This window comes from Phreatobacter sp. (genome assembly GCF_051860605.1).
GTDB lineage: Bacteria > Pseudomonadota > Alphaproteobacteria > Rhizobiales > Phreatobacteraceae > Phreatobacter.
This window is the reverse complement of record NZ_JBHYDR010000003.1, coordinates 385,715-407,202: the sequence shown is the minus strand read 5'-3', so window position 1 is coordinate 407,202 and position 21,488 is coordinate 385,715. Positions and strand designations below refer to the sequence as shown.

21 protein-coding genes and 1 riboswitch are annotated in these 21,488 nt (G+C 68.2%); of the genes, 16 read left to right on the top strand and 5 right to left on the bottom strand.

Annotated features, from left to right (window positions below; all coding sequences use genetic code 11):
- Window positions 1–38 precede the first annotated feature (38 nt).
- The 6 genes from ACTIFS_RS07435 (at window position 39) to ACTIFS_RS07410 (ending at window position 5,659) form a co-directional block, all read left to right on the top strand.
- Window positions 39–968 (top strand): histone deacetylase family protein, encoded by a 930-nt coding sequence (locus ACTIFS_RS07435; RefSeq protein WP_439573421.1) that lies wholly within the window; start codon window positions 39–41, stop codon window positions 966–968.
- A 26-nt stretch (window positions 969–994) separates the two neighbouring features.
- Window positions 995–1,258 carry an exodeoxyribonuclease VII small subunit gene (locus ACTIFS_RS07430; RefSeq protein WP_439573420.1) on the top strand — a complete coding sequence of 88 codons (264 nt, stop codon included), beginning with the start codon at window positions 995–997 and terminating at the stop codon, window positions 1,256–1,258.
- A gap of 170 nt (window positions 1,259–1,428) precedes the next feature.
- Window positions 1,429–1,731, top strand: coding sequence for a hypothetical protein (locus ACTIFS_RS07425; RefSeq protein ID WP_439573419.1), 303 nt, complete (start codon window positions 1,429–1,431; stop codon window positions 1,729–1,731).
- A gap of 255 nt (window positions 1,732–1,986) precedes the next feature.
- Entirely contained in the window at window positions 1,987–3,633 is a 1,647-nt protein-coding gene (locus ACTIFS_RS07420) for an ABC transporter substrate-binding protein (RefSeq protein ID WP_439573418.1), read from the top strand.
- An 81-nt stretch (window positions 3,634–3,714) separates the two neighbouring features.
- On the top strand, window positions 3,715–4,692 hold the full coding sequence (locus ACTIFS_RS07415) for an ABC transporter permease (RefSeq protein WP_439573417.1): 978 nt from the start codon (window positions 3,715–3,717) through the stop codon (window positions 4,690–4,692).
- 7 nt (window positions 4,693–4,699) lie between these two features.
- A complete protein-coding gene (locus ACTIFS_RS07410; protein WP_439573416.1) occupies window positions 4,700–5,659 on the top strand; it encodes an ABC transporter permease in 960 nt (319 codons plus the stop codon).
- A gap of 13 nt (window positions 5,660–5,672) precedes the next feature.
- Here ACTIFS_RS07410 and ACTIFS_RS07405 read toward each other — a convergent pair whose 3' ends face one another.
- Both ACTIFS_RS07405 and ACTIFS_RS07400 read right to left on the bottom strand, forming a co-directional pair.
- On the bottom strand, window positions 5,673–6,071 hold the full coding sequence (locus ACTIFS_RS07405; protein ID WP_439573530.1) for a type II toxin-antitoxin system VapC family toxin: 399 nt from the start codon (window positions 6,069–6,071) through the stop codon (window positions 5,673–5,675).
- A gap of 5 nt (window positions 6,072–6,076) precedes the next feature.
- On the bottom strand, window positions 6,077–6,367 hold the full coding sequence (locus tag ACTIFS_RS07400) for a type II toxin-antitoxin system Phd/YefM family antitoxin (protein ID WP_439573415.1): 291 nt from the start codon (window positions 6,365–6,367) through the stop codon (window positions 6,077–6,079).
- An 83-nt stretch (window positions 6,368–6,450) separates the two neighbouring features.
- Here ACTIFS_RS07400 and miaB point away from each other — a divergent pair, with 83 nt between their 5' ends.
- The 7 genes from miaB (at window position 6,451) to metK (ending at window position 14,547) form a co-directional block, all read left to right on the top strand.
- Complete coding sequence (gene miaB, locus ACTIFS_RS07395; RefSeq protein ID WP_439573414.1) at window positions 6,451–7,848, top strand: tRNA (N6-isopentenyl adenosine(37)-C2)-methylthiotransferase MiaB; 1,398 nt, start codon at window positions 6,451–6,453, stop codon at window positions 7,846–7,848.
- Window positions 7,849–7,864: 16 nt separating this feature from the next.
- Window positions 7,865–8,959 carry a PhoH family protein gene (locus ACTIFS_RS07390; protein ID WP_439573413.1) on the top strand — a complete coding sequence of 365 codons (1,095 nt, stop codon included), beginning with the start codon at window positions 7,865–7,867 and terminating at the stop codon, window positions 8,957–8,959.
- An 11-nt stretch (window positions 8,960–8,970) separates the two neighbouring features.
- Complete coding sequence (gene ybeY / locus ACTIFS_RS07385) at window positions 8,971–9,465, top strand: rRNA maturation RNase YbeY (protein ID WP_439573412.1); 495 nt, start codon at window positions 8,971–8,973, stop codon at window positions 9,463–9,465.
- 4 nt (window positions 9,466–9,469) lie between these two features.
- Entirely contained in the window at window positions 9,470–10,753 is a 1,284-nt protein-coding gene (locus tag ACTIFS_RS07380) for a hemolysin family protein (RefSeq protein ID WP_439573411.1), read from the top strand.
- A 99-nt stretch (window positions 10,754–10,852) separates the two neighbouring features.
- Window positions 10,853–12,451: an apolipoprotein N-acyltransferase gene (gene lnt / locus ACTIFS_RS07375; protein WP_439573529.1), complete on the top strand. Its 1,599-nt coding sequence runs from the start codon at window positions 10,853–10,855 to the stop codon at window positions 12,449–12,451.
- A gap of 204 nt (window positions 12,452–12,655) precedes the next feature.
- A complete protein-coding gene (locus ACTIFS_RS07370) occupies window positions 12,656–13,072 on the top strand; it encodes a helix-turn-helix domain-containing protein (RefSeq protein ID WP_439573410.1) in 417 nt (138 codons plus the stop codon).
- Window positions 13,073–13,335: 263 nt separating this feature from the next.
- Entirely contained in the window at window positions 13,336–14,547 is a 1,212-nt protein-coding gene (gene metK / locus ACTIFS_RS07365; protein ID WP_439573409.1) for a methionine adenosyltransferase, read from the top strand.
- Window positions 14,548–14,611: 64 nt separating this feature from the next.
- Here metK and ACTIFS_RS07360 read toward each other — a convergent pair whose 3' ends face one another.
- On the bottom strand, window positions 14,612–15,157 hold the full coding sequence (locus tag ACTIFS_RS07360; RefSeq protein WP_439573408.1) for a hypothetical protein: 546 nt from the start codon (window positions 15,155–15,157) through the stop codon (window positions 14,612–14,614).
- A gap of 192 nt (window positions 15,158–15,349) precedes the next feature.
- Here ACTIFS_RS07360 and trmB point away from each other — a divergent pair, with 192 nt between their 5' ends.
- Both trmB and ACTIFS_RS07350 read left to right on the top strand, forming a co-directional pair.
- Entirely contained in the window at window positions 15,350–16,057 is a 708-nt protein-coding gene (trmB, locus tag ACTIFS_RS07355) for a tRNA (guanosine(46)-N7)-methyltransferase TrmB (RefSeq protein ID WP_439573407.1), read from the top strand.
- 91 nt (window positions 16,058–16,148) lie between these two features.
- Window positions 16,149–17,324, top strand: a complete 1,176-nt coding sequence (locus ACTIFS_RS07350; protein ID WP_439573406.1) for a M20 aminoacylase family protein — start codon at window positions 16,149–16,151, stop codon at window positions 17,322–17,324.
- 240 nt (window positions 17,325–17,564) lie between these two features.
- Here the strand turns inward: ACTIFS_RS07350 and ACTIFS_RS07345 are convergent, their stop codons facing one another.
- Complete coding sequence (locus tag ACTIFS_RS07345) at window positions 17,565–18,659, bottom strand: 2'-deoxycytidine 5'-triphosphate deaminase (protein WP_439573405.1); 1,095 nt, start codon at window positions 18,657–18,659, stop codon at window positions 17,565–17,567.
- A gap of 79 nt (window positions 18,660–18,738) precedes the next feature.
- A riboswitch (SAM riboswitch) is annotated at window positions 18,739–18,817 on the top strand.
- Between the two features lie 79 nt (window positions 18,818–18,896).
- Here ACTIFS_RS07345 and ACTIFS_RS07340 point away from each other — a divergent pair.
- Window positions 18,897–20,123, top strand: coding sequence for an O-succinylhomoserine sulfhydrylase (locus ACTIFS_RS07340; RefSeq protein WP_439573404.1), 1,227 nt, complete (start codon window positions 18,897–18,899; stop codon window positions 20,121–20,123).
- Window positions 20,124–20,168: 45 nt separating this feature from the next.
- Here ACTIFS_RS07340 and ACTIFS_RS07335 read toward each other — a convergent pair whose 3' ends face one another.
- Window positions 20,169–21,386 (bottom strand): CaiB/BaiF CoA transferase family protein, encoded by a 1,218-nt coding sequence (locus tag ACTIFS_RS07335; RefSeq protein WP_439573403.1) that lies wholly within the window; start codon window positions 21,384–21,386, stop codon window positions 20,169–20,171.
- Window positions 21,387–21,488: the final 102 nt, after the last annotated feature.

Below are 21,488 nucleotides of genomic sequence, written 5' to 3'. Positions count from 1 at the left end.
CGAGGGCGGGCCTGATCGCCAAGGAAGGCTTTGCATCCGTGACCACGCTTGTCGTCTCCCACCCGCAGTGCCTCGACCACGAGACCCCGCGCGGGCACCCTGAGCGGGCCGACCGCCTGCGCATGATCACCCATGTGCTGGAGCACGAGCGCTTCTCCGACCTCGTGCGCGACGAGGCCCCGCTGGCAAGCGTCGAGCAACTCATCCGTGTCCACCCGTCCGAATTCGTCGAGCGGATCGATGCCGCCACGCCCATGATGGGCTTCGTCCAGATCGACGGCGACACCACCCTGTCGCCCGGCTCCTACGAGGCGGCTCTGCGCTCGGCGGGCGGCGCGGCCTTCGCCGTCGACGAGGTGATGACCCGCCGCGCCTCCAACGCCTTCGTCGCGACGCGCCCGCCCGGCCACCATGCCGAGACGGCGACAGCCATGGGCTTCTGCCTGTTCAACAATGCGGCGGTGGCGGCCCGCCATGCCCGCGCCAGGCATGGCGCCGGCCGAGTCGCGATCATGGATTTCGACGTTCACCACGGCAACGGCACGCAGGACATCTTCTGGTCCGACCCGAACGTCATGTATCTGTCGACCCACGAAATGCCGCTCTATCCGGGCACGGGCGCGACGGGCGAGACCGGCGCCTATGGCCAGATCGTCAACGCGCCGCTGCGCGCCGGCGACGGCGGCGAGGCGTTCCGGGAGGCGTTCGACGTGGTGATCCTGCCGCGCCTGCGCGATTTCTCGCCGGATCTTGTCATCATCTCCGCCGGCTTCGACGCCCATGAGCGCGATCCGCTCGCCAACCTGAACCTCACCGAGGCCGATTTCGCCTGGGCCACCAGGATGTTGATGGACATCGCCGACGACAAGGCCGGTGGCCGGCTGGTCTCGCTGCTGGAGGGCGGCTACGACCTCGAAGGTCTTGGCCGTTCCGTCGCCGCCCATGTCATGGCATTGATGCGCGGCTGACAGACCGATTCCCCCCGGAGCCCGCCATGGCCGACAAGCCCGCCGCCGACAAGCACGCCGACGTGGCCTCGCTGCCCTTCGAGAAGGCCCTGGCCGAGCTGGAATCCATCGTCCAGAAGCTGGAGGGCGGCAATGTCCCCCTTGAGGATTCCATCGCCATCTACGAGCGCGGCGAGGCGCTGAAGAAGCGCTGCGAGGCGCTGCTGCGCAATGCCGAGGCACGCGTCCAGAAGATCACGCTGGCGGCTGACGGCCGGCCGGCCGGCACCGCGCCGCTGGATGGCGACTGAACCGCGGTCGTTCCGCCCATCGCGCTGCATTAACGTAACGTAAAGAATCGTCGTCCCACGCGTGTACGGCTGCGTAACGACTTGGTAACGTTCATGCGTTGGCGCGCGGCGCTGACGATGGGGCTCGCCTCGCCGCGCCCCGTCTCTCCAGCCTTGTCAGGGGATGTTCCATGCGTATCAGCCGTCTCAAGGGTGTCAGCATCGCCACGGCCCTGTGCCTCGCGGCCGTCATGGCTGCCGCACCATCTGCAAGGGCCGAGATCGCTCTGCCGCCTCCGGCCCTCGGCGTCGGCCCCGCCTCGGCCTGGCCGGCGGTGACCGTGATCGCGATCGCCGGCGTGCTCGTCAATTACGACCTCATCCGCCGGTTCACCTGCTCGGGTGACTTTCTTCGCCTCGGCGGTCCGGGCTTCACCGGCCCGATCGGCCGCAGCGCCAATGTGAAGCCGCCGCCGGCCTGCGCGCCGCGCTGATCCTGAGCCCTGTTCCGGCCTCGCAGCGGTCCCGTCAACGGGGCCGCCGCTTCTGTTCCGGCGATCCGGTCCACCGTTTCCGGCCCGGGAGCGGCTGTGGTCCGGCATGGGCCTGTCCGGCATGGGCAAATATTGTGCAGACCCCCTTTCCGCCGCCCGGCGGTCCTGTCTAAGGTGCGCGCCTCCGGCCGCCCCCCAACCGGCGCGATCCCGCGCCCGCGGCGGACTTAAGAACCTCGACCGAGGGGAGTGAGTATGACCATCAAGCAATCGCTTTACGCGGCGGGCCTCGCGCTCGCGCTCGGCGGCGCCTTTGCGGCCGCCCCCGTTCCGGCCCTTGCCCAGGCGCCGCAGGGCCAGGTCCTGCGCTACGCCTTCCAGGGCAACCTGAACACGCTCGACCCCTACAGCCTCAACGAGACGACCACGCTGTCGCTGCAGGGCAATGCCTATGAGGGCCTGACCCGGCGCGATCGCGACCTGAAGATTGTCCCCGGCCTCGCCGAGCGCTGGGAGATCCTGGACAACGGCCTGCGCTGGCGCTTCCACCTGCGCCGCGGCGTCAAGTTCCACAATGGCGAGGACTTCACCGCCGCGGACGTGGTCTTCTCCGCCACCCGCGTACGCGCCCAGGCCTCCGATCTTCGTTCGCGCCTCGATGCGGATGTCGAGGTCGTGGCGGTCGACAGCCACACCGTCGATTTCAAGCTGAAGCAGCCGAACCCGATCCTGCACTACGAGTGGGACACCTGGTACATCATGTCCAAGTCGTGGGCGGAGGCCAACAATACGGTCCAGCCGACCTCGGCCTCGGCCACCACGCCCGGCTATGCCTCGCTGAATGCCAACGGCACCGGCCCGTTCCGCATCACCTTCCACCAGGTCGGCGTGCGCACCGTCTATGACCGCAACCCCGCCTGGTGGGGCACGGTCGAGCACAATCTCTCGCAGGTCATCTTCACGCCGATCACCTCGGCGCCGACCCGCGTGGCGGCCCTGCTGTCCGGCGAGGTCGACGTCATCGACCCGGTGCCGCTGCAGGACATTCCGCGCATCAATGCGAGCAACAATGCCCGCGTGATGGAAGGTCCGGAACTGCGCACCATCTTCCTGCAGATGGACCAGCGCCGCGACGAACTCGTCGGCTCCTCGGTCAAGGGCAAGAACCCCTTCAAGGACGTGCGCGTCCGCCGGGCCTTCTACCAGGCCATCGACATCGAGGCGATCCGCCGGCAGGTCATGCGCGGGGCCGCCACACCGACGCCGCTGCTGATCTCGCCGCTGATGTTCGAGAATGCCGGCCAGTTCCAGCGCCACCCCTACGACCTCGCAGCCGCCAACCGGCTGCTCGACGAGGCCGGCTATCCGCGCCAGGGCGGCCCGAACGGCATCCGCTTCGAGGTGACCTTCGACTGCCCCAACGACCGCTACGTCAATGACGGAGCGATCTGCCAGGCGGTCACGGCCATGCTCGCCCGCGTCGGCATCCGCATCAATCCGCAGTTCGTGCCGCGCGCCCAGTATTTCGCCAAGGTTCTCGCCTCCGGCGGGTTCAACACCGCGTTCTACCTGCTCGGCTGGACCCCCGGCTCGTTCGACTCCTGGAACGTGCTGCACAACCTCGTGCGCTGCCGCGACGACCGGGCGACCGGCGGCCGGGGTGCCTTCAACCTCGGCGGCTACTGCAACGAGCAGGTCGACGCCCTGACCGACCAGATCCTGGTCGAGGCCGATCCGGCCAAGCGCCTGGCGCTCATCACCCAGGCCTACCGGATCATCCACGAGGAGGTGAGCCACATCCCGCTGCACCAGCAGGCCCTCGCCTGGGGCGTGGCCCGCAACGTGGAACTGGTCCAGCGCGCCGACAACCAGTTCCTGTTCCACTGGGTCAACAAGCGCTGATCCGCCGGCCGTTCCGGCCCGGCACGTCTGCATGAGGGGGAGCGGCGCTGGCGCCGCTCCCCGCCTGTTTCGAGAGGTTCGATGCTCGCCTTCATCCTGCGCCGGATCGTTCAGGCCGTCGTGGTCCTGCTCACGGTCTCGCTGATCGCCTTCACGCTGTTCCGCTTCGTCGGTGATCCGGTCAACCAGATGGTCGGCCAGGACACGACGCCCGAGCAGCGCGCGGAGATCCGCCAGCAGCTCGGCCTCGATGATCCGGTCATCGTCCAGTTCGGCCGCTTCGTCTGGCGGGCCGCCCAGTTCGACTTCGGCATCAGCTACCTGAACAAGCAGAAGGTCTCGACGCTGATCGCCGAGCGTTTTCCCGCCACCATGGAACTGGCGCTGGTCTCGGCCCTGTTCGCGCTGCTCGCCGGCATCCCCATGGGCGTCTATTCGGGGCTCAGACCCAATTCCTGGCTGGCGCGGCTGTTCCAGACCATCTCGCTGATCGGCATCTCATTGCCGACCTTCCTGATCGGCATCCTGCTCATCTTCATCTTCCCCGTCTCGCTGGGGATCCTGAAATCCTTCGGCCGGCAGGGCGTGGTCGACCTTGGCTGGTGGACCACCGGCTTCCTGACCCTCGACGGCTGGGCCTCGCTGGTCCTGCCCTCCATCACGCTCGGCCTGTTCCAGATGACGCTGATCATGCGCCTGGTCCGCTCGGAGATGATGGAGGTGCTGCGCACCGACTACATCAAGTTCGCGCGGGCGCGCGGGCTGACCAATCGCGCGGTGAATTTCGGCCATGCGCTGAAGAACACGATGATCCCGGTCATCACCATTACCGGCCTGCAGATCGGCTCGATCATCGCCTTCGCCATCATCACCGAGACGGTGTTCCAGTGGCCGGGCATGGGGCTGATGTTCCTGCAGGCGGTGCAGAACGTCGATATCCCCATCATGGCGGCCTATCTGCTGCTGGTGGCGACGCTGTTCGTCGTCATCAACCTCGTCGTCGATCTGCTCTATGTCGCCGTCGATCCGCGGATCCGGATCGCCGGGCGGGCGACGTGAGGCCGCGATGAGCACCCCCGACACCACCGCCCCGCACGGCCCTGCCGAAGCCCCGCGCCCGCTGTTCAGGCGCATGCTCGAGTCTGACATCGTCTATTCGTTCACCCGCTCGTGGGTGACCATGGCCGCGGCGCTGGTCGCCTTCATCCTCGTGGCGGCGGCGGTCTTCGCGCCCTGGATCGCGCCGAACGATCCCTTCGATCCGGCCACCCTGAGCCTGCTCGACGGGTCCAAGCCGCCGGCCTGGTCGGCGGAGGGCGAGTGGCGCTTTCCGCTCGGCACCGACCAGCAGGGCCGCTGCGTCTTCTCGGCCATCCTCTACGGCACGCGCATCTCGATCCTCGTCGGGCTGCTCGGCGTGCTGCTGGCCGCCACGATCGGCATCGTGCTCGGGCTGGTGGCGGGTTATTTCGGCGGCACGGCCGACAGCATCATCATGCGCATCGCCGACGTGCAGCTGACCTTCCCGGCCATTCTCATCGCGCTGCTGATCGACGGCACGACCCGCGCGCTGGTCGGCAACCAGCGCTCGGAGACCGTCATCTTCTGGGTGCTGGTCCTGTCCATCGGCCTGTCGTTCTGGGTGCAATATGCCCGCACCGTGCGCGGGTCCACGCTGGTCGAGCGCAACAAGGAATATGTCCAGGCGGCCCGGCTCATCGGCCTGTCGAAGACCACCATCCTGTTCCGTCACGTGCTGCCCAACGTCACCGGCCCGGTTCTGGTGATCGCCACCATCAACCTGGCGCTGGCCGTCATCACCGAGGCGACCCTGTCCTTCCTCGGCGTCGGCCTGCCGCCGACCCAGCCCTCGCTCGGCACGTTGATCCAGATCGGCAACGAGTTCCTGTTCTCGGGCGAATGGTGGGTGGTGATCTTCCCCGGCGCGGTGCTCGCCGGGCTGGTCCTGTCAGTGAACCTGCTGGGCGACTGGCTGCGCGACGCGCTGAATCCGCGATTGCGTTAGCGGGCGGGACGGGTCAGGCCCCGGTCCAGGGGTCGACCAGCGGCACGCCGAGATCGGCGAAGTCGCGGGTGTTGCGGGTGACCAGCGTCAGCCCGTGGACCTGCGCGGTTGCGGCAATCAACCCGTCGGTGATGGAACGGCTGCGCCCCGCCGCGATCCGGCCCCAGGCGAGGGCGACCGCCTCGTCGACGGGCAGGATGCGGTCGCCAAAGTCTGCCTTGAGTTCGTCAAACCACAGCTGCAACCGGTCGGCGGCACGAACATCGCGTCTGCGGCGAATCTGGATGCCTTTCTCGATCTCGCCGAGGGTCACGACACTCAGCGTCATGTCGTCGGACCGCACCCGGGCGAGCCATGCCTGAACGGGAGTGGCATGCTTGTAGGCATCCGAGACCACGTTCGTATCGACCAGATATTTCAGAACTCGATCTCCCGCTCCGGCGCGTAGGACGAGCGGTCGTCGATAAGTTCGGCGAACTCCGGGTCAAAGGGCGCTGCGAGCAGATGGTCGACCAGGGTTCGCTTCGGCTTCGGCGCCGCCAGCGCGTCATAGTCCTCCGCCGACAGCACCACCGCCGCCCGCCGGCCATGAACCGTCACGGTCTGCGGGCCCTCGCTACGGGCACGCCGCACCACCTCGCTGAAGCGGTTCTTGGCGTCCTGAAGCGGCCAGTTCTCGGGTTTCGGCGGTCGGGTCCGGTCGTCCATGGCACAAGGCTAGCGCAATTCTGGCTAGTCTGTCCAGAATTGCGCCGCTCCCCTCGCCCTGCAAAATCCGCTATAGCGCCCGCATGAGCGAACCCGCCGGCACCAGGCCCAAGGCCGTCTACGTCAAGTCCTACGGCTGCCAGATGAATGTCTATGACAGCCAGCGCATGGCCGATGTCATGGGCGCCGAGGGCTATCGCGAGGTCGCGACCCCTGAAGAGGCCGACCTCATCCTGCTCAACACCTGCCACATCCGCGAGAGGGCCGCCGAGAAGGTCTATTCCGAGCTGGGCCGGATGCGCGTCATCAAGGATGCGGCCCGCGACAGCGGCCGTCAGGTGGTCATCGGAGTGGCCGGCTGCGTCGCACAGGCCGAGGGCGAGGAGATTGTCCGCCGCGCCCGCGTGGTCGATCTCGTCGTCGGCCCGCAGAGCTATCACCGCCTGCCGGACCTCGTCGCCCGCGCTGCGGTCCGTCCCGGCGTGGTCGATACCGAGTTTCCGGCCGAGGACAAGTTCAACCACCTGCCCGACGCGCCAGAGGCGAAGACCCGCGCGCGTGGCCTCACGGCTTTCGTCACCGTGCAGGAGGGTTGCGACAAGTTCTGCACCTTCTGCGTCGTGCCCTATACCCGCGGCGCCGAGGTGTCGCGGCCGGTGGAGCGGGTGGTCGCCGATGTGGCGAGGCTGGCGGAAGCGGGCGTTCGCGAGATCACGCTGCTCGGGCAGAACGTCAACGCCTATCACGGGCTCGGGCCGGACGGCGCCGAATGGACGCTGGCCCGGCTGCTCCGTCGCCTGGCCGATGTGCCGGGCATCGCCCGCCTGCGCTACACCACCAGCCATCCACGCGAGATGACCGAGGACCTGGTCGAGGCCCACCGCGACCTGCCCGCCCTGATGCCCTATCTCCACCTGCCGGTTCAGGCGGGATCCGATACCGTGCTGGCGCGCATGAACCGCAAGCACACCCGCGCGGACTATCTGCGCCTGATCGACCGGGTGCGTTCGGCCCGCCCCGACATCGCGATCACCTCCGATTTCATCGTCGGCTTCCCCGGTGAGAGCGACGCGGATTTCGAGGCGACGCTCGACATCGTCCGCAGGGTCGGCTTCGCCACCGCCTATTCCTTTGCCTATTCGCAGCGCCCCGGCACGCCCGGCGCGACCATGGACGGGCAGGTTCCCGAAACGGTGAAGACCGAACGGCTACATGCGCTCCAGGCGCTGATCAAGGCGGGCGAACAGGCCTTCCAGACCAGCCTGGTCGGCACCACGCTGGATGTGCTGTTCGAGAAGACCGGCCGCAATCCCGGCCAGATGGTCGGACGCTCGCCCTATCTGGTTCCCGTACAGGTCACGGGACCGTCGTCTCTTGCCGGCACCATCGCCCCTGTCCGAATCATCGGGACGAAGACACACTCCCTCGATGGAGCTATGCTTGGCGAAAGCGATGCAGTTCCGGCACAGGCGGCGGAATGAGGACGCCCATGGAAGGATGGCAGGCTTGAAAGGATCAGGCGCGGGCGGCTTCGGGCCGGATAGCGGTCGCAACATTCCCTGGCTGGCAAGCGATGATCCGACGGCGGAAGCCGAAATCACGCTGACCTTCGACGACAACCGGCTCGCCAGTCTGCTGTTCGGTCAATACGACCAGAACCTCGCCTTCCTGGAGAAGCGGCTCGGTATCCGCACCACGGCGCGCGGCAATGTCGTCAACCTGATCGGCGCGGCCGACCGCTGCGAACAGGCCAAGGCGGTGCTGGAGAGCCTCTACGGACGGCTCAAGGGCGGCCACCAGATCGGCCTTGGCGATGTCGACGGCGCCATCCGCATGACCACGTCCCAGGGCTCGCTGTTCGAGCCGGACGGCGAGCCGCGGCTGGGTCACGAGGAGATTGTCACCCGCAAGCGAACGGTGCGTGCGCGCACACCCGCGCAGGATGCCTATATCCGCGCCCTCAAGCGGCACGAACTGGTCTTCGGAACAGGTCCTGCCGGCACCGGCAAGACCTGGCTGGCGGTCGCCCAGGCGGTCGCCCTGCTCGACAAGGGGCTGGTCGACCGGCTGATCCTGACGCGGCCGGCAGTCGAGGCCGGCGAGCGGCTCGGCTTCCTGCCCGGCGACATGAAGGAAAAGGTCGATCCCTATCTGCGCCCGATCTACGACGCGCTCTACGACCTGATGGACGGGCAGCGCGTCGAGCGCGGCTTGCAGTCCGGCATGATCGAGATCGCCCCGCTCGCCTTCATGCGCGGGCGCACGCTGACCAACGCGGTGGTGATCCTCGACGAGGCGCAAAACACCACCTCCATGCAGATGAAGATGTTCCTGACGCGGCTCGGCGAGAACTCGCGGATGATCATCACCGGCGACCCCAGCCAGGTCGACCTGCCGCCCGGCATGCGGTCCGGCCTTGCCGAGGCGCTGGACCTTCTGGAGGAGGTCACCGGCATCGCCCAGTGCTATTTCTCCGAGGACGACGTGGTCCGGCATGAACTGGTCGGCCGCATCGTCAAGGCCTACGAGGCCGCCACGCGCGCCGGCGAGCATGCAACCCCGCACCGGCCGCGCCGCATGCGGCAGGAGTGAGCGGGCCGGCCGTGACGGGCGATCCAGCGCAGCCGGCCATCGACATCGACATCACGCATCTCGGCGGTGACTGGTCGCGTGTCGGAGATGCCGCTGCCGTGGTGGAGCGCGCGGTGGAGGCGCTTGCCCGCCATCCCGGTCTCAAGGTTCCCGCCGGCGCCGAACTGTCGGTCGCGCTGGCTGATGATGTCACGCTCCGCCGCCTCAACCGCGACTATCGCGGCAAGGACAAGCCCACCAACGTCCTGTCCTTTCCGGGTCCGGGCGGAGCGATGCTGGGGGATGTCGTCATGGCGCTGGAGACGCTCCTCGCCGAGGCGCGCGAGGAAGGGATTGCGCCGGACCATCACCTTGCCCACTTGACGGTTCATGGCCTCTTGCATCTTTTAGGACATGATCACGAGACCGAGGCAGAGGCCCTCGCCATGGAGGCCCTCGAAACGGCGATCCTCGCCAGCCTCGGAATCGCCGATCCCCACGAAACCGGGCGCATGATGCCCGAATGAGACGATGCCCGAACCAAGCGACAGTCGAGACCGAAGTCCCGCGGCAGCCGCCGCAACCCCGGAAACCCGCCCCGGCGAGGGCAGTCGCCAGGCCGAAGGGCCTCCCGAACGCCCGTCTGAACGCCATGAGCGCTGGATCGACCGCCTGAAGGGTCTGATCGGCCGGCGCTCCGGTGGCGCCGCACGCCGCAACATCGACGACGTCCTCGAGGAGACCGCACCGGCCGCCGCCGGCTTCACGGTCGAGGAACGCTCGATGCTCAAGAACATCCTCGAGCTGCGCGAGAGCCGGGTCAGCGACCTGTCCCAGCCGCGCGCCGACATCATGGCGGTCCAGAAGGCGACCAGCCTTGCCGGTCTCATGCAGGTCTTCGAGGAGGCCGGTCACACGCGCCTCGTGGTGTTCGACGACACGCTCGACGACCCGGTCGGCATGGTCCACATCAAGGATCTGGTGACCTACCTGTTCACCGAGGCGAAGAAGGCGGTGCGCAAGCGCCGCACCCGCGCCAAGGCGGCAGCAAGCGCCGCCAATGGCAGCCATGAGCCGGCGCGCGGCGAGGTCCTGGCGGCCCTCGGCCTCGATCTCGGCGCCGTCGATCTGGCCACGCCCCTGTCGGCGACCCGCCTGATCCGGCCGATCCTGTTCGTTCCCCCGTCCATGCCGGCCATCGACCTTCTGGCGCGCATGCAGGCGACCCGCATCCAGCTGGCCCTCGTCGTCGACGAATATGGCGGCACCGACGGGCTGATCGCCATGGAGGACATCGTCGAGGCCATTGTCGGCGACATCGAGGACGAGCACGACGTCGACGACAGCAAGATGATCGTGGCCGCGGCCGAGGGGGCCTTCATCGCGGATGCCCGAACCCCGCTGGAGGATGTCCGTGAGGCGCTTGGTCCCTCCTTCGATCCGCAGGAGGAGATCACGGACGAGGTCGACACGCTCGGCGGCTATCTGACCATGCTCGCCGGCCATGTGCCGATCCGCGGGGAGGTGGTCCCCGGCCCCGGCGACCTGGAATTCGAGGTCACCGATGCCGATCCGCGGCGCGTGAAGCGCGTGCGTATCACCCGCGGCCCGCGGCGCGTGGACCCTGCGGAGCGAACGCCGCGCAGCCGGCGGGAGGCCGCGGCCGCCGCCCTGAACGCTCCCGCCCCGCTGCCCCCGCAGCCCCATCAGGAGGGGCAGCCGGACGCGCGGCAGGACGACGCCTCCGGGCCTGCCTCCGGGACGTCCGCCGGGCCTGCGACAAAGCCCCCGCCGGGGAGCGACCGGGCGGCCTGACCGCTGCGCCGGCGCTTGACCCGCGCCGGTCGCTGGCTGACACGGGGGCATGATGGTCAGGCACCCTGATTCGCCGGCTTCTGCGGCCGTTCCAACGTGATGGTGCGGCGGCTTGCCCTGTCGGTTCTGCTGGCCTGGGGCTGGCGGCGCCCGGCGATCGCCTTCGGCGCGGGAGCCCTCGGCGCGCTCGCCATGCCGCCCTTCGGGCTGTTCCCCGTCCTGGCGCTGAGTTTCCCGCTGCTGATCTGGCTGCTCGACGGATCGTCGGCCGCCGGCCGGGGCTGGCGGGCCGTGCTGGCCGCGGCCCGCACCGGCTGGTGGTTCGGCTTCGGCTATCACCTGGCCGGCCTGTGGTGGATCGGCTCCGCCTTCCTGGTCGAGGCTGACCGCTTCGCCTGGCTGCTGCCTTTCGCTGTCATGGCGTTGCCGGCGGGGCTCGCGCTGTTCACTGCCCTCGGAGCCGCGCTTGCGCGCATGCTCTGGCGACCGGGTCCAGGCCGTATCCTGGCGCTCGCTCTCGGCCTGACGGTCGGCGAGTTCCTGCGCGGCACGCTGCTCACCGGCTTTCCGTGGAACCTCTACGGCTATGCCCTGACCCAGCAGATCTGGCTCGCCCAGTCGGTCTCGCTCGTCGGCATCTACGGCCTGACCTTCCTTGCCGTCCTGCTCATGGCGACGCCAGCGGTGCTTGGCGACGACCCCGAAGAGGGCAGCCGCGCGGCACTCCTGCCTGCCGGAGCCCTCCTCGCGCTGATGTGCCTTGCGCTGTTCGGCGGCTGGCGCCTCGCCACCACCCCGGTTGCCATGGTGGAGGCCGTGAAGCTCAGGATCGTCCAGCCGGACATTCCGCAGGACGAGCGCTTCAGGCCCGACATGCGCGACCGCATCCTGGCCCGCTATCTCGACCTGTCGGACCGGGCCATGTCGCCCGAACGGGCCGGCATCCGCGACATCACCCATCTCATCTGGCCCGAATCGGCGTTTCCGTTCTTCCTGATCCAGGATCCCGAGGCCCTGGCGCGGATCGGCGACCTGCTGCCGGCGGGAACCTCGCTGATCACTGGCGCCGCGCGCCCGGAAAGCCCGCAGGGCGACCCGCGCACCACCCGCGTCTTCAACTCCGCCTATCTGATCGGCGCGCGGGGAGCGGTCCAGGAGACCTACGACAAGGTCCATCTCGTCCCGTTTGGCGAATACCTGCCATTCCAGGAGCGGCTGGAGGCCCTCGGCCTCGAGGCCCTGACCCGCCAGCGCGGCGGCTTTTCGGCCGGTGACCGGCGGCGGACGATAACCGTTCCGGGGGCGCCGGCCGTCGGCATCCTGATCTGCTACGAGGTCATCTTCCCCGGGGCCGTGACGGCTGCCGACCGCCGGCCGGGATGGATACTCAACCTGACCAACGATGCCTGGTTCGGCCGCACCCCGGGCCCCTACCAGCACCTCCACCAGACGGCCGTTCGGGCCATCGAGGAGGGGCTTCCGGTGGTGCGGGCGGCCAACAATGGCGTGTCGGCGGTCATCGATCCGCTCGGTCGCATCGTACGCTCGCTGCCGCTCGGCACGAGCGGCGTCCTCGATGCCACCCTGCCGGCCGCCCTTGCGCCGACGGCCTTTGCCCGCGCCGGCAGCCTGCCCGTTCTGGTGGTGATGATCGGGGCATTTCTCGCCCTGCTCCGCCGTCCGCGAACGGACCGTTGAGCATTTTTGCGGCTGCCATGTGCATTACCGCGTAACAGTCTGCTAAATTGCCGCGTATGGGCTTGACACGACGCCGTGATGTGGTTGGTGGGGAGCGGGGCCGGTGCTAGGGTGTTCCTGCTTCCCGGTCGTCTGTTGTCGCATGCACACCCGTTGGGTCGAGGCGACCTTTTTCTGGCCGCGCTGGGGGGCGGAGTACATTTTATGATCAAGAAGGTCCCGAACCCTATCGACAAGCATGTCGGCAGCCGGGTGCGCATGCGTCGCATGATGCTCGGCATGAGCCAGGAGAAGCTCGGTGAGCGCCTCGGGCTCACCTTCCAGCAGGTGCAGAAATACGAGAAGGGCACCAACCGGATCGGTGCCAGCCGTCTGCAGCAGATTTCCTCCATCCTGTCCGTTCCGGTCGCCTTCTTCTTCGAGGGGGCGCCCACCGGGGAGCCGCTTCCCGAGGGTGGCTTCTCGGATGTCGGCCATGCCTCCTACGTCGCCGATTTCCTGTCGACCAGCGAGGGCCTGGCCCTCAACCGGGCCTTCATCCGGATCAAGGATCCCAAGGTCCGCCGCAAGGTCGTGGATCTCGTCTCCGCCATTGCCGGGGATGACAGCGACGGGCTTTGAGCCCGAACGCCCGCTGATCGGCAACATTCCGTTCTTTTTTGCGAACGAACCGGCCTTTATGTCGTTTTCCGGCTTGACCGGAGACCGGGGGGTTGTCAGAACCTCGCCTCGACCGGCGGCCGGCCCGTGCCCGCATCCGGGAGCGTGCCATGCCCGCCACGTCCGGCGGCCGGCACGTCCGTTCAAATCCGGTTCATGGTGCCACCGATACCGACGGCGCCGCGCCCGCATGTCGGCGGGTTTTGCTTCTGGGAGGGCCTTTCGTGTCCCGCAGTTCCTATCTCTTCACGTCGGAATCCGTGTCCGAGGGTCATCCGGACAAGCTCTGTGATCGTGTTTCCGACGAGATCGTCGACCTGTTCTTCAAGGAGGCCGCCAAGGCTGGCCATTCCGCCAGCCAGGTGCGCGTCGCCGCCGAGACGCTGGCGACCACCAACCGGGTCGTCATTGCCGGCGAGGTGCGCACGCACCTGACCGACAAGCAGATCAAGTCGAAGGTGAAGTCGGCGGCCCGCAAGGCCATCAAGGCGATCGGCTACGAGCAGGCCGGCTTCCACTGGAAGACCGCCAAGATCGACGTGCTGCTGCATCCGCAGTCCGCCGATATCGCCCAGGGCGTCGACGAGACCGGCAACAAGGATGTCGGCGCGGGCGACCAGGGCATCATGTTCGGCTATGCCTGCCGCGAGACGCCGGAACTGATGCCGGCGCCGATCTACTACGCCCACAAGATCCTCGAGAACCTCGCCAAGTACCGCAAGTCGGGCGAGAAGGGCTGCGAGAAGCTCGGCCCTGACTCCAAGAGCCAGATCACCGTCCGCTACGAGAACGGCAAGCCGGCCGAAGTTACCCAGATCGTGCTGTCCACCCAGCATGTCGACGAGAAGCTGACCTCCAAGGATGTCCGCAAGATCGTCGAGCCGGTGATTCGCGAGACGCTGAACGGCCTCGATATCGCCAAGGACTGCAAGTGGTGGATCAACCCCACCGGCAAGTTCGTCATCGGCGGTCCGGACGGCGATGCCGGCCTCACCGGCCGCAAGATCATCGTCGACACCTATGGCGGCTCGGCCCCCCATGGTGGCGGTGCCTTCTCCGGCAAGGACCCGACCAAGGTCGACCGCTCGGCCGCCTATGCCGCGCGCTACCTGGCCAAGAACGTGGTCGCAGCCAAGCTCGCCGACCGCTGCACCATCCAGCTCTCCTACGCCATCGGCGTTGCCCAGCCGCTGTCGATCTATGTCGATCTGCACGGCACGGCCAAGGCCGGCGTGACCGAGGAGAAGGTCGAGAAGGCGCTGGCCGAGGTCATGGACCTGTCGCCCCGCGGCATCCGCGAGCATCTCGGGCTGGTCAAGCCGATCTACGGCAAGACGGCTGCCTATGGCCATTTCGGCCGCAAGGCCGGGCGCGACGGCTCCTTCTCCTGGGAGAAGACCGACCTCGTCGCCAAGTTGAAGGAAGCGATCGGCTGAGGCTGGTCGTTTCGACGGATTGAAGGGAAGGGGGCCTCGCGCCCCCTTTCTGCTTTTTCGGGCCTCAGTCGGGCAAGGCCCCGTCCAGCACGGCGCAGGTGCGCATCGGCACCGCAGAGACGTCGAGCGCACCGTCGGCCGGGCCGAAGGGCAGCACCACCACCCTCAACTCGGCTTCGCCGAGTGGGACGAACTTCAGGCCCGACTCCAGGGACAGTCGCGCACTGCGCGCTCCCTCGCCGAGCACGACGGTGGTGTCGCCCGCCTCCTCCGCGCTGCCCGCGCTCAGGTAGCCCATGCAGGCCCCGCCGTTGGGCAGCGGATCGACGCAGGTGGCGCGGTATCCGAAGATGCCGGGCCGGTCGCGGCGTGTCAGGACCACGGTGATCTCCGCTACTGTCGGATCGCCGGGCCTAAGCGGCGCGGCCCGTGTGACGGCAAGGGTCAGGGACCGCACCGTCTGGTCAGGGCGGTTGCTCAACTCGCCGGCGGAGAAGCGGCGGGCAAAGCACGCGCCCTCACCGTTGCGGACGAGGTCGGCGAGTGCGTTGGCCTGTGCCGGCGCGGCAAAGGCCAGAAGCGACAGGGCGGTCGCGATGGTGCGGGTCATGGTGCGGGCCCGGGTTCGGGTGGATCGTGGCCCCACCATCCGGCGCCCGCGTTGCAGCGCGATGCTGCAATGCAACATCGATTGCTTCGGCTGCTGTGTCCCCTGAGACCTTGCAAAGCCGGCGCCTTGCACCGATGAAGCGAGCCTCGAAGGACGCAGTTCTTCCGCGCAGGGCGAAACCTGAACCCGACCATGACCGATCCGACCATGACCGACGACAAGCGCCTCGCGGGGCAGGGCTCCTTCTTCGGACGCCGCAAGGGCAAGGCCCTGCGGCCCCACCTCGTCGATCTGTTCGACACCCTGCTGCCGCGCCTGCGGGTCGATCCCTCCCGCCGCTGCGATCTTGCCGGCCTGTTCCCCCGGCCGCGCGACGGCCATGTGCTGGAAATCGGCTTCGGCGGCGGCGAGCACCTGGTGCGCGAGGCGCTCGCCCATCCGCATCTCGGCTTCGTCGGCGTCGAGCCCTTCGTCAACGGCATGGCCAAGATGCTGGCCGAGATCGAGCGTCGGGACATCGACAATGTCCGCCTGCACACGGAGGATGCCGGCCTCCTGCTGCCCTGGTTCCCCGACGCCTCGCTGGACATCGTCTATCTGCTCTATCCCGATCCCTGGCCCAAGACGCGGCACCACAAGCGCCGCTTCGTCTCGGACGAGACGGTCGCGGCCTTCGCCCGCATCCTGAAACCCGGGGCTGAGTTCCGCTTCGCCACCGACATCGACCACTATGCCGCCTGGACGCTGGAGCGCCTCCTGCGCTCGCCGGACTTCGTCTTCGCCGCGCAGCAGGCCAGCGACTGGACCACGCCCTGGGAGGGCTGGCAGTCCACCCGCTACGAGGCCAAGGCCCTGCGCGAGGGCCGCACGCCCTGCTACCTGACCTTCCGCCGCCTGTGATCGGTGCCGCAGGGCTGGCCTGCCGGAAGGCGCTTCGCCGCTGCGGCGGGAGCCGCTAGCCTTTGCCGACATCAGCATCGGAGAGCTCGTCATGGCCGTCATCGACCGCATCGCCGCCTTTCACGACGAGATGACGGCGTGGCGGCGCGACTTCCACGCCCATCCGGAGATCGGCTTCGAGGAGGTGCGCACCTCGGGCATCGTCGCCGAGAAGCTGGAATCCTGGGGCATCGAGGTGCATCGCGGCTTCGGCAAGACCGGCCTCATGGGCGTCATCCATGGCCGGCCCGGCAACCGCAAGATCGGCCTGCGCGCCGACATGGATGCGCTGCCCATGCCCGAGTTCAACGATCACCTGCCCTACAGGAGCACCTACGAGAACCGCATGCACGCCTGCGGCCATGATGGCCACACCACCATGCTGCTGGGCGCCGCGCGCTATCTCGCCGAGACGCGCAATTTCTCCGGCACGGTCCACCTCATCTTCCAGCCGGCCGAGGAGGGCCTGACGGGGGCCGCCGCCATGCTGCGCGACGGCCTGTTCGAGAAGTTCCCCTGCGACCAGGTCTACGGCATCCACAATGCCTGGGACCTGCCGCTCGGCACGGCGGCGATCCGGCCCGGCACGGTGCTGGCGGCGGTCGACTATTTTACCCTCACGCTGAAGGGCCGCTCCAGCCACGCCGCGCAGCCGCACCGCGGCCTCGACCCGCTGCCCGCGGCGGTGCAGGTCTATGCGGCGCTGCAGAACCTGGTCAGCCGCCGCATGGACCCGCACGACACGGTGGTGCTGTCCATCGGCATGTTCAATGCCGGCACCTCGCAGATCGTCATTCCCGAGACGGTGACGATGCGCGGCACGATCCGCACCCTCAAGCCCGGCACGCGCAAGGCCATGGACGACCTGTTCCACCAGACGGTCAACGGCATCGCGGCGGCCCATGGCGTGGAGGTCGAGCTCGACTACCAGCGCTCCTATCCGCCGACCATCAATACGGCGGAGGAGGCCTCGGCCTTCGAGCAGGCGGCGCGCGATGTGGTCGGCGACGATCTCATCAAGACCGACCTGCCCTCGCTCACCGCCGGCGAGGACTTCGCCTACTACCTGGAAAAGGCGCCGGGCGCCTTCATGCTGCTGGGACAGGTGACGGACACGCACAAGGCCGTGCCGGTCCATAACGGCCATTACGACTTCAACGACGAGCTTCTGCCGATCGGCGCCAGTTGCTTCGCGCGGCTGGTGGAGCAGCAATTGTCGGGGAGTTGAAGCCGGTACCAGGCCGCAGGGCGGCGCAGGCGAAAGCCCCTTACCGGCGTGCCGAGTCACACCCGTCACCCCCGGCGAGCCCGCAGGGCGAGGGAAGGGGGTCCAGGCTCGCGCTGCCGGGCCGGGCGCATGGCGGGATGAAGGGTCTGGATCCCTTTCCCCTCGGCTGCGCCTCGGCCTGGGATGACGGGCGGTGCGTGACGGCGCCGGCCCGAGCCGAAGCCCGCCGCCTGCCTCAGTTCACCGGAAGTGCTTCGACAGCTTCAGGCCCTGGGCCTGGTAGTTGGAGCCGACCTCGCCATAGAGGCTGCGCGGGCGCTCGGTCATGCGCTCGTAGACCAGCCGCGCGACGGTCTGCCCGTGCTCCAGGATGAACGGCACCTCGCGCGAGCGCACCTCAAGCACGGCGCGGGCGCCGCGTCCGCCCGCCGCCGCATAGCCGAAGCCGGGGTCGAAGAAGCCGGCATAATGGGCGCGGAATTCGCCGACCAGCGGGTCGAAGGGCATCATCTCCGCGGCATAGTCGGGCGGCACCGTCACGGCTTCCTTGGAGGCGAGGATGTAGAACTCGTCGGGGTCGAGGATCATTTCGCCGCGCCCGCGCGCCTGGATCGGCTCCCAGAAGTCGAGCACGTCATGGGCGGCCTTGCGATCGACGTCGATGACGCTGGAATGGCGCTTGGCGCGGTAGCCGAGCAGACCGCCCCAGGCCTCTCCCATCAGGTCAATGGAGACGGCGATGCCCACCGGCCCGACCACCGGTGCGCCGGTATCGACCAGCCGCTCGGCCTCCTGAAGGGCGTTGATCGCGTCGAGGCCGAGTTCGGCCCGTCCGCGCCGGAAGCGGATCTGCGAGAGGCGCGAGCCGGTGCGCACCAGCACCGGGAAGGTCTGCGGCGAGACCTCGAGGTAGAGCGGGCCCTCGTAGTCGGCCGGAACCGTGTCAAAGGCCTGCGCCCGGTCGAGGATGACGCGGGTGAACACATCCAGCCTGCCGGTGGAGCTCTTCGGATTGGCGGTGGCCGAAATGCCCTCGCGCAGCGCAAGGCCCTCCATCAGTTCCACCAGATAGACGCAACCGGTCTCCAGCACCGCCCCGCGCGACAGGTCGATCTCGTGCAGCGCCAGCGTCTGTAGCCTGTCCGCGACCGTCGTGTTCGGACCTGGCAGGAAGCTGGCTCGGATGCGGAAGGCCCGATAGCCGAGCCTCAGGTCGAGCGAGGCCGGCTGCACCTGGTCGGCATCCAGCGCCCGTGCGATGCGGATGGCGCCACGGGCCACCAGCGCCTCGATGGCCTGCGCCGGGAGAATGCCCTGAACCGTTTCGTCGTCCATCCCGCCATTCCCCGACGAACGAAACGTTCGTCATAACGAACAAAACGCTTGACGCCTTTCGCGCGCCCGCCTACCACGCTCGACACGACGTGGAGATTTGGCCGGCCGGCTTGCGAACCACGCTAAACAATTCGCTAAAAGGCCGGGCGCACGGGATCAACCCGGCCTCGGCTTTTGCCAGGTCGGGTTTTGTTTTTTCCGGGGACAAGTGCCCCGTCCGCGCTCCGAGGTCGCCCGATGAAGAAGCCTTTCGATCCCACCCGCGCAAGGCCGGCGACCCGGCTCGTCCACGGCGGCACGCTGCGCTCCGAGTTCGGCGAGACCTCCGAGGCGCTGTTCCTCACCCAGGGCCATGTCTATGACAGCGCCGAACAGGCCGAGGCCCGCTTCAAGAACACCGATCCGGGCTTCATCTATGCCCGCTTCTCCAACCCCACCGTGCAGATGTTCGAGGACCGTATCGCCCTCCTCGAAGGCGCGGAGGCCGCGAAAGCCACGGCCACCGGCATGGCGGCGGTCAACGCTGTCATGTTCGGCCAGCTTTCGGCCGGCGATCACGTGGTGGCCTGCAAGGCGCTGTTCGGCTCCTGCCGCTATATCATCGAGACCCTGCTGCCGCGCTTCGGCGTCCAGTCGACGCTGGTCGACGGCGCCGACCTCGCCCAGTGGGAAGCGGCGGTCCGCCCGAACACCAAGGTCTTCTTCCTCGAGAGCCCGACCAACCCGACCCTCGAGGTCTATGACATCGCCGCCATCTGCCGGATCGCCAAGAAGACCGACATCAAGGTGACCGTGGACAATGTCTTCGCCACCCCGATGATGCAGAGCCCGCTGCAACTCGGCGCCGACTGCGTCGTGTATTCGACGACCAAGCACATCGACGGACAGGGCCGCTGCCTCGGCGGCGTCATCCTCGGCTCGAAGCAGTTCATCCAGGACAATGTCTACCAGTATCTCCGCCAGACCGGCCCGGCGATGAGCCCGTTCAACGCCTGGGTTGTGCTGAAGAGCCTGGAGACGCTGCCGCTGCGTGTCGAGCGGCAGGCGCAGAGCGCGGCCAAGGTGGCCGACGCCCTGGCCGAACTGCCGGGCGTGACGAAGGTCATCTATCCCGGCCGCAAGGATCACCCGCAATACGAGCTCGCCCGGCGCCAGATGCGCGGCGGCTCGACACTGGTCGCCTTCGAGGTCGAGGGCGGCAAGGCCGGCGCCTTCCGCGTCGCCAACGCCCTGAACATCATCAAGATCTCCAACAATCTCGGCGACGCGAAGAGCCTGGTCACGCATCCCCCGACCACGACCCATGACCGCTTCACGCCGGCCGAGAAGCTGGAAATGGGCATCACCGACGGCCTGCTGCGCCTCTCGGTGGGGCTCGAGGACCCGGACGACCTGATCGAGGACCTCGCCCAGGCCCTCAAGTCGCTGGAATGGCCGGCGGATGCCAAAATCGTCAGGCTTTGATCCGGCGTCCGGCTCTGATCCGTCGCCCTGCTTTGAAGCCGGCCGTCAGATGACGCCGTCCCGCCGCAGCGCCGCGATCTCGTCGGCGCTGTAGCCGGCGGCCTGCAGAACCGCATCGTTGTGCTCGCCGAGTTCCGCGCCCGGCCAGCGGATGGCGCCGGGCGTGCGGGTGAGCTTTGGCACGATGCCCTGCATCAGCATGGTGCCGAAGGTTTTCGTCGCCACCTCCACCACCATGTCGCGGGCGCGGAAATGCGGGTCCGCGGCCACCTCTGCGGCATCGCTCACCGGCCCCGCCGGCACGGCGGCCGCATCGAGGGCGGCGAGCAGGTCGGCGCGCGGCTTCGTCGCCGTCCAGTCGCCGATGATCCGGTCGATCTCGGCCTGGTTCTCCGGCCGCCCGCGCGCGGAATGCGTGGCAAAGCGCGGATCGTCCATGAGGAAATCCATGCCCATGACGGCAAAGAGCCGCCGGCAGATCGTGTCGGCATTGGCGCCGATGACGATGTGCCTGCCGTCCAGCGTCGGATAGATGTTGGAGGGGGCAAAGCCCGGCGAGGTCAGCCCGGTGCGCCCGCGCACCTGCCCGGTGACCGAATATTCGGCGACGATGCCCTCGGTGGCCGCCAGGATCGCATCGGTCAGCCCGACGTCGATCACCTGGCCCTTGCCGTCCCGGCCGCGCTGGTGCAGGGCGGCGAGGATGCCGAAGGCGGCATAGAGGCCGGCCAGCGTGTCGCCGATCGACAGGCCCGTGCGCGTCGGCAACCGGTCCGGATAGCCGTTGATGACGCGCATGCCGCCGATTGCCTCCGCCACGGCGGCAAAGCCCGCCTTCTCCGCATAGGGGCCGTACTGGCCGTAGCCGGAGACGCGGGCGACAATCAGGCGCGGGTTCAGGGCATGCAGCGCCTCGACCGTCAGGCCCCATTTCTCCAGCGTGCCCGGCCGGAAGTTTTCGAGCAGCACGTCGGCTTCCGCCAATAGCCGGCGCAGGATCGCCTGTCCCCCGGCCTTGCGCAGGTCCACCGTCACGCTCTTCTTGTTGCGCCCGATGACCGGCCACCAGACCGATGCGCCGTCCTTCTTGGCAAAGCCCCACTGGCGCATGGGGTCGCCCTTGCCGGGATCCTCGAACTTGATGAGGTCGGCGCCCAGGTCGGCGAGCAATTGCCCGCCATAGGGCCCGGCGATGAAGGAGCCGAGCTCGATCACGCGGATGTCCGAGAGCGGGCCGGAGGGTGCAGGGTCGGTGGCTGTCATGACGGTCGGCTCGCAAGGGGCGTGACGCCCATCCTTAGCCTCCCGCCGGCCGCGCGGGGAGGGGGGCTGCGGATGTCGGCCCTGCATCGGTCTGGGCCGATT

What these genes read in the sequence shown, in the direction of transcription:
- miaB (WP_439573414.1), top strand. Translation starts at nt 6,451, where the DNA reads ATGAGCGAACCCGCCGGCACCAGGCCCAAGGCCGTCTACGTCAAGTCC.
- ACTIFS_RS07425 (WP_439573419.1), top strand. Translation starts at nt 1,429, where the DNA reads ATGCGTATCAGCCGTCTCAAGGGTGTCAGCATCGCCACGGCCCTGTGC.
- ACTIFS_RS07350 (WP_439573406.1), top strand. Translation starts at nt 16,149, where the DNA reads ATGGCCGTCATCGACCGCATCGCCGCCTTTCACGACGAGATGACGGCG.
- ACTIFS_RS07340 (WP_439573404.1), top strand. Translation starts at nt 18,897, where the DNA reads ATGAAGAAGCCTTTCGATCCCACCCGCGCAAGGCCGGCGACCCGGCTC.
- ACTIFS_RS07415 (WP_439573417.1), top strand. Translation starts at nt 3,715, where the DNA reads ATGCTCGCCTTCATCCTGCGCCGGATCGTTCAGGCCGTCGTGGTCCTG.
- ACTIFS_RS07370 (WP_439573410.1), top strand. Translation starts at nt 12,656, where the DNA reads ATGATCAAGAAGGTCCCGAACCCTATCGACAAGCATGTCGGCAGCCGG.
- ACTIFS_RS07420 (WP_439573418.1), top strand. Translation starts at nt 1,987, where the DNA reads ATGACCATCAAGCAATCGCTTTACGCGGCGGGCCTCGCGCTCGCGCTC.
- ACTIFS_RS07410 (WP_439573416.1), top strand. Translation starts at nt 4,700, where the DNA reads ATGAGCACCCCCGACACCACCGCCCCGCACGGCCCTGCCGAAGCCCCG.
- ACTIFS_RS07380 (WP_439573411.1), top strand. Translation starts at nt 9,470, where the DNA reads ATGCCCGAACCAAGCGACAGTCGAGACCGAAGTCCCGCGGCAGCCGCC.
- ACTIFS_RS07400 (WP_439573415.1), bottom strand. Translation starts at nt 6,367, where the DNA reads ATGGACGACCGGACCCGACCGCCGAAACCCGAGAACTGGCCGCTTCAG.
- ACTIFS_RS07390 (WP_439573413.1), top strand. Translation starts at nt 7,865, where the DNA reads ATGGCAGGCTTGAAAGGATCAGGCGCGGGCGGCTTCGGGCCGGATAGC.
- trmB (WP_439573407.1), top strand. Translation starts at nt 15,350, where the DNA reads ATGACCGATCCGACCATGACCGACGACAAGCGCCTCGCGGGGCAGGGC.
- lnt (WP_439573529.1), top strand. Translation starts at nt 10,853, where the DNA reads ATGGTGCGGCGGCTTGCCCTGTCGGTTCTGCTGGCCTGGGGCTGGCGG.
- ACTIFS_RS07345 (WP_439573405.1), bottom strand. Translation starts at nt 18,659, where the DNA reads ATGGACGACGAAACGGTTCAGGGCATTCTCCCGGCGCAGGCCATCGAG.
- ACTIFS_RS07335 (WP_439573403.1), bottom strand. Translation starts at nt 21,386, where the DNA reads ATGACAGCCACCGACCCTGCACCCTCCGGCCCGCTCTCGGACATCCGC.
- ACTIFS_RS07430 (WP_439573420.1), top strand. Translation starts at nt 995, where the DNA reads ATGGCCGACAAGCCCGCCGCCGACAAGCACGCCGACGTGGCCTCGCTG.
- ACTIFS_RS07360 (WP_439573408.1), bottom strand. Translation starts at nt 15,157, where the DNA reads ATGACCCGCACCATCGCGACCGCCCTGTCGCTTCTGGCCTTTGCCGCG.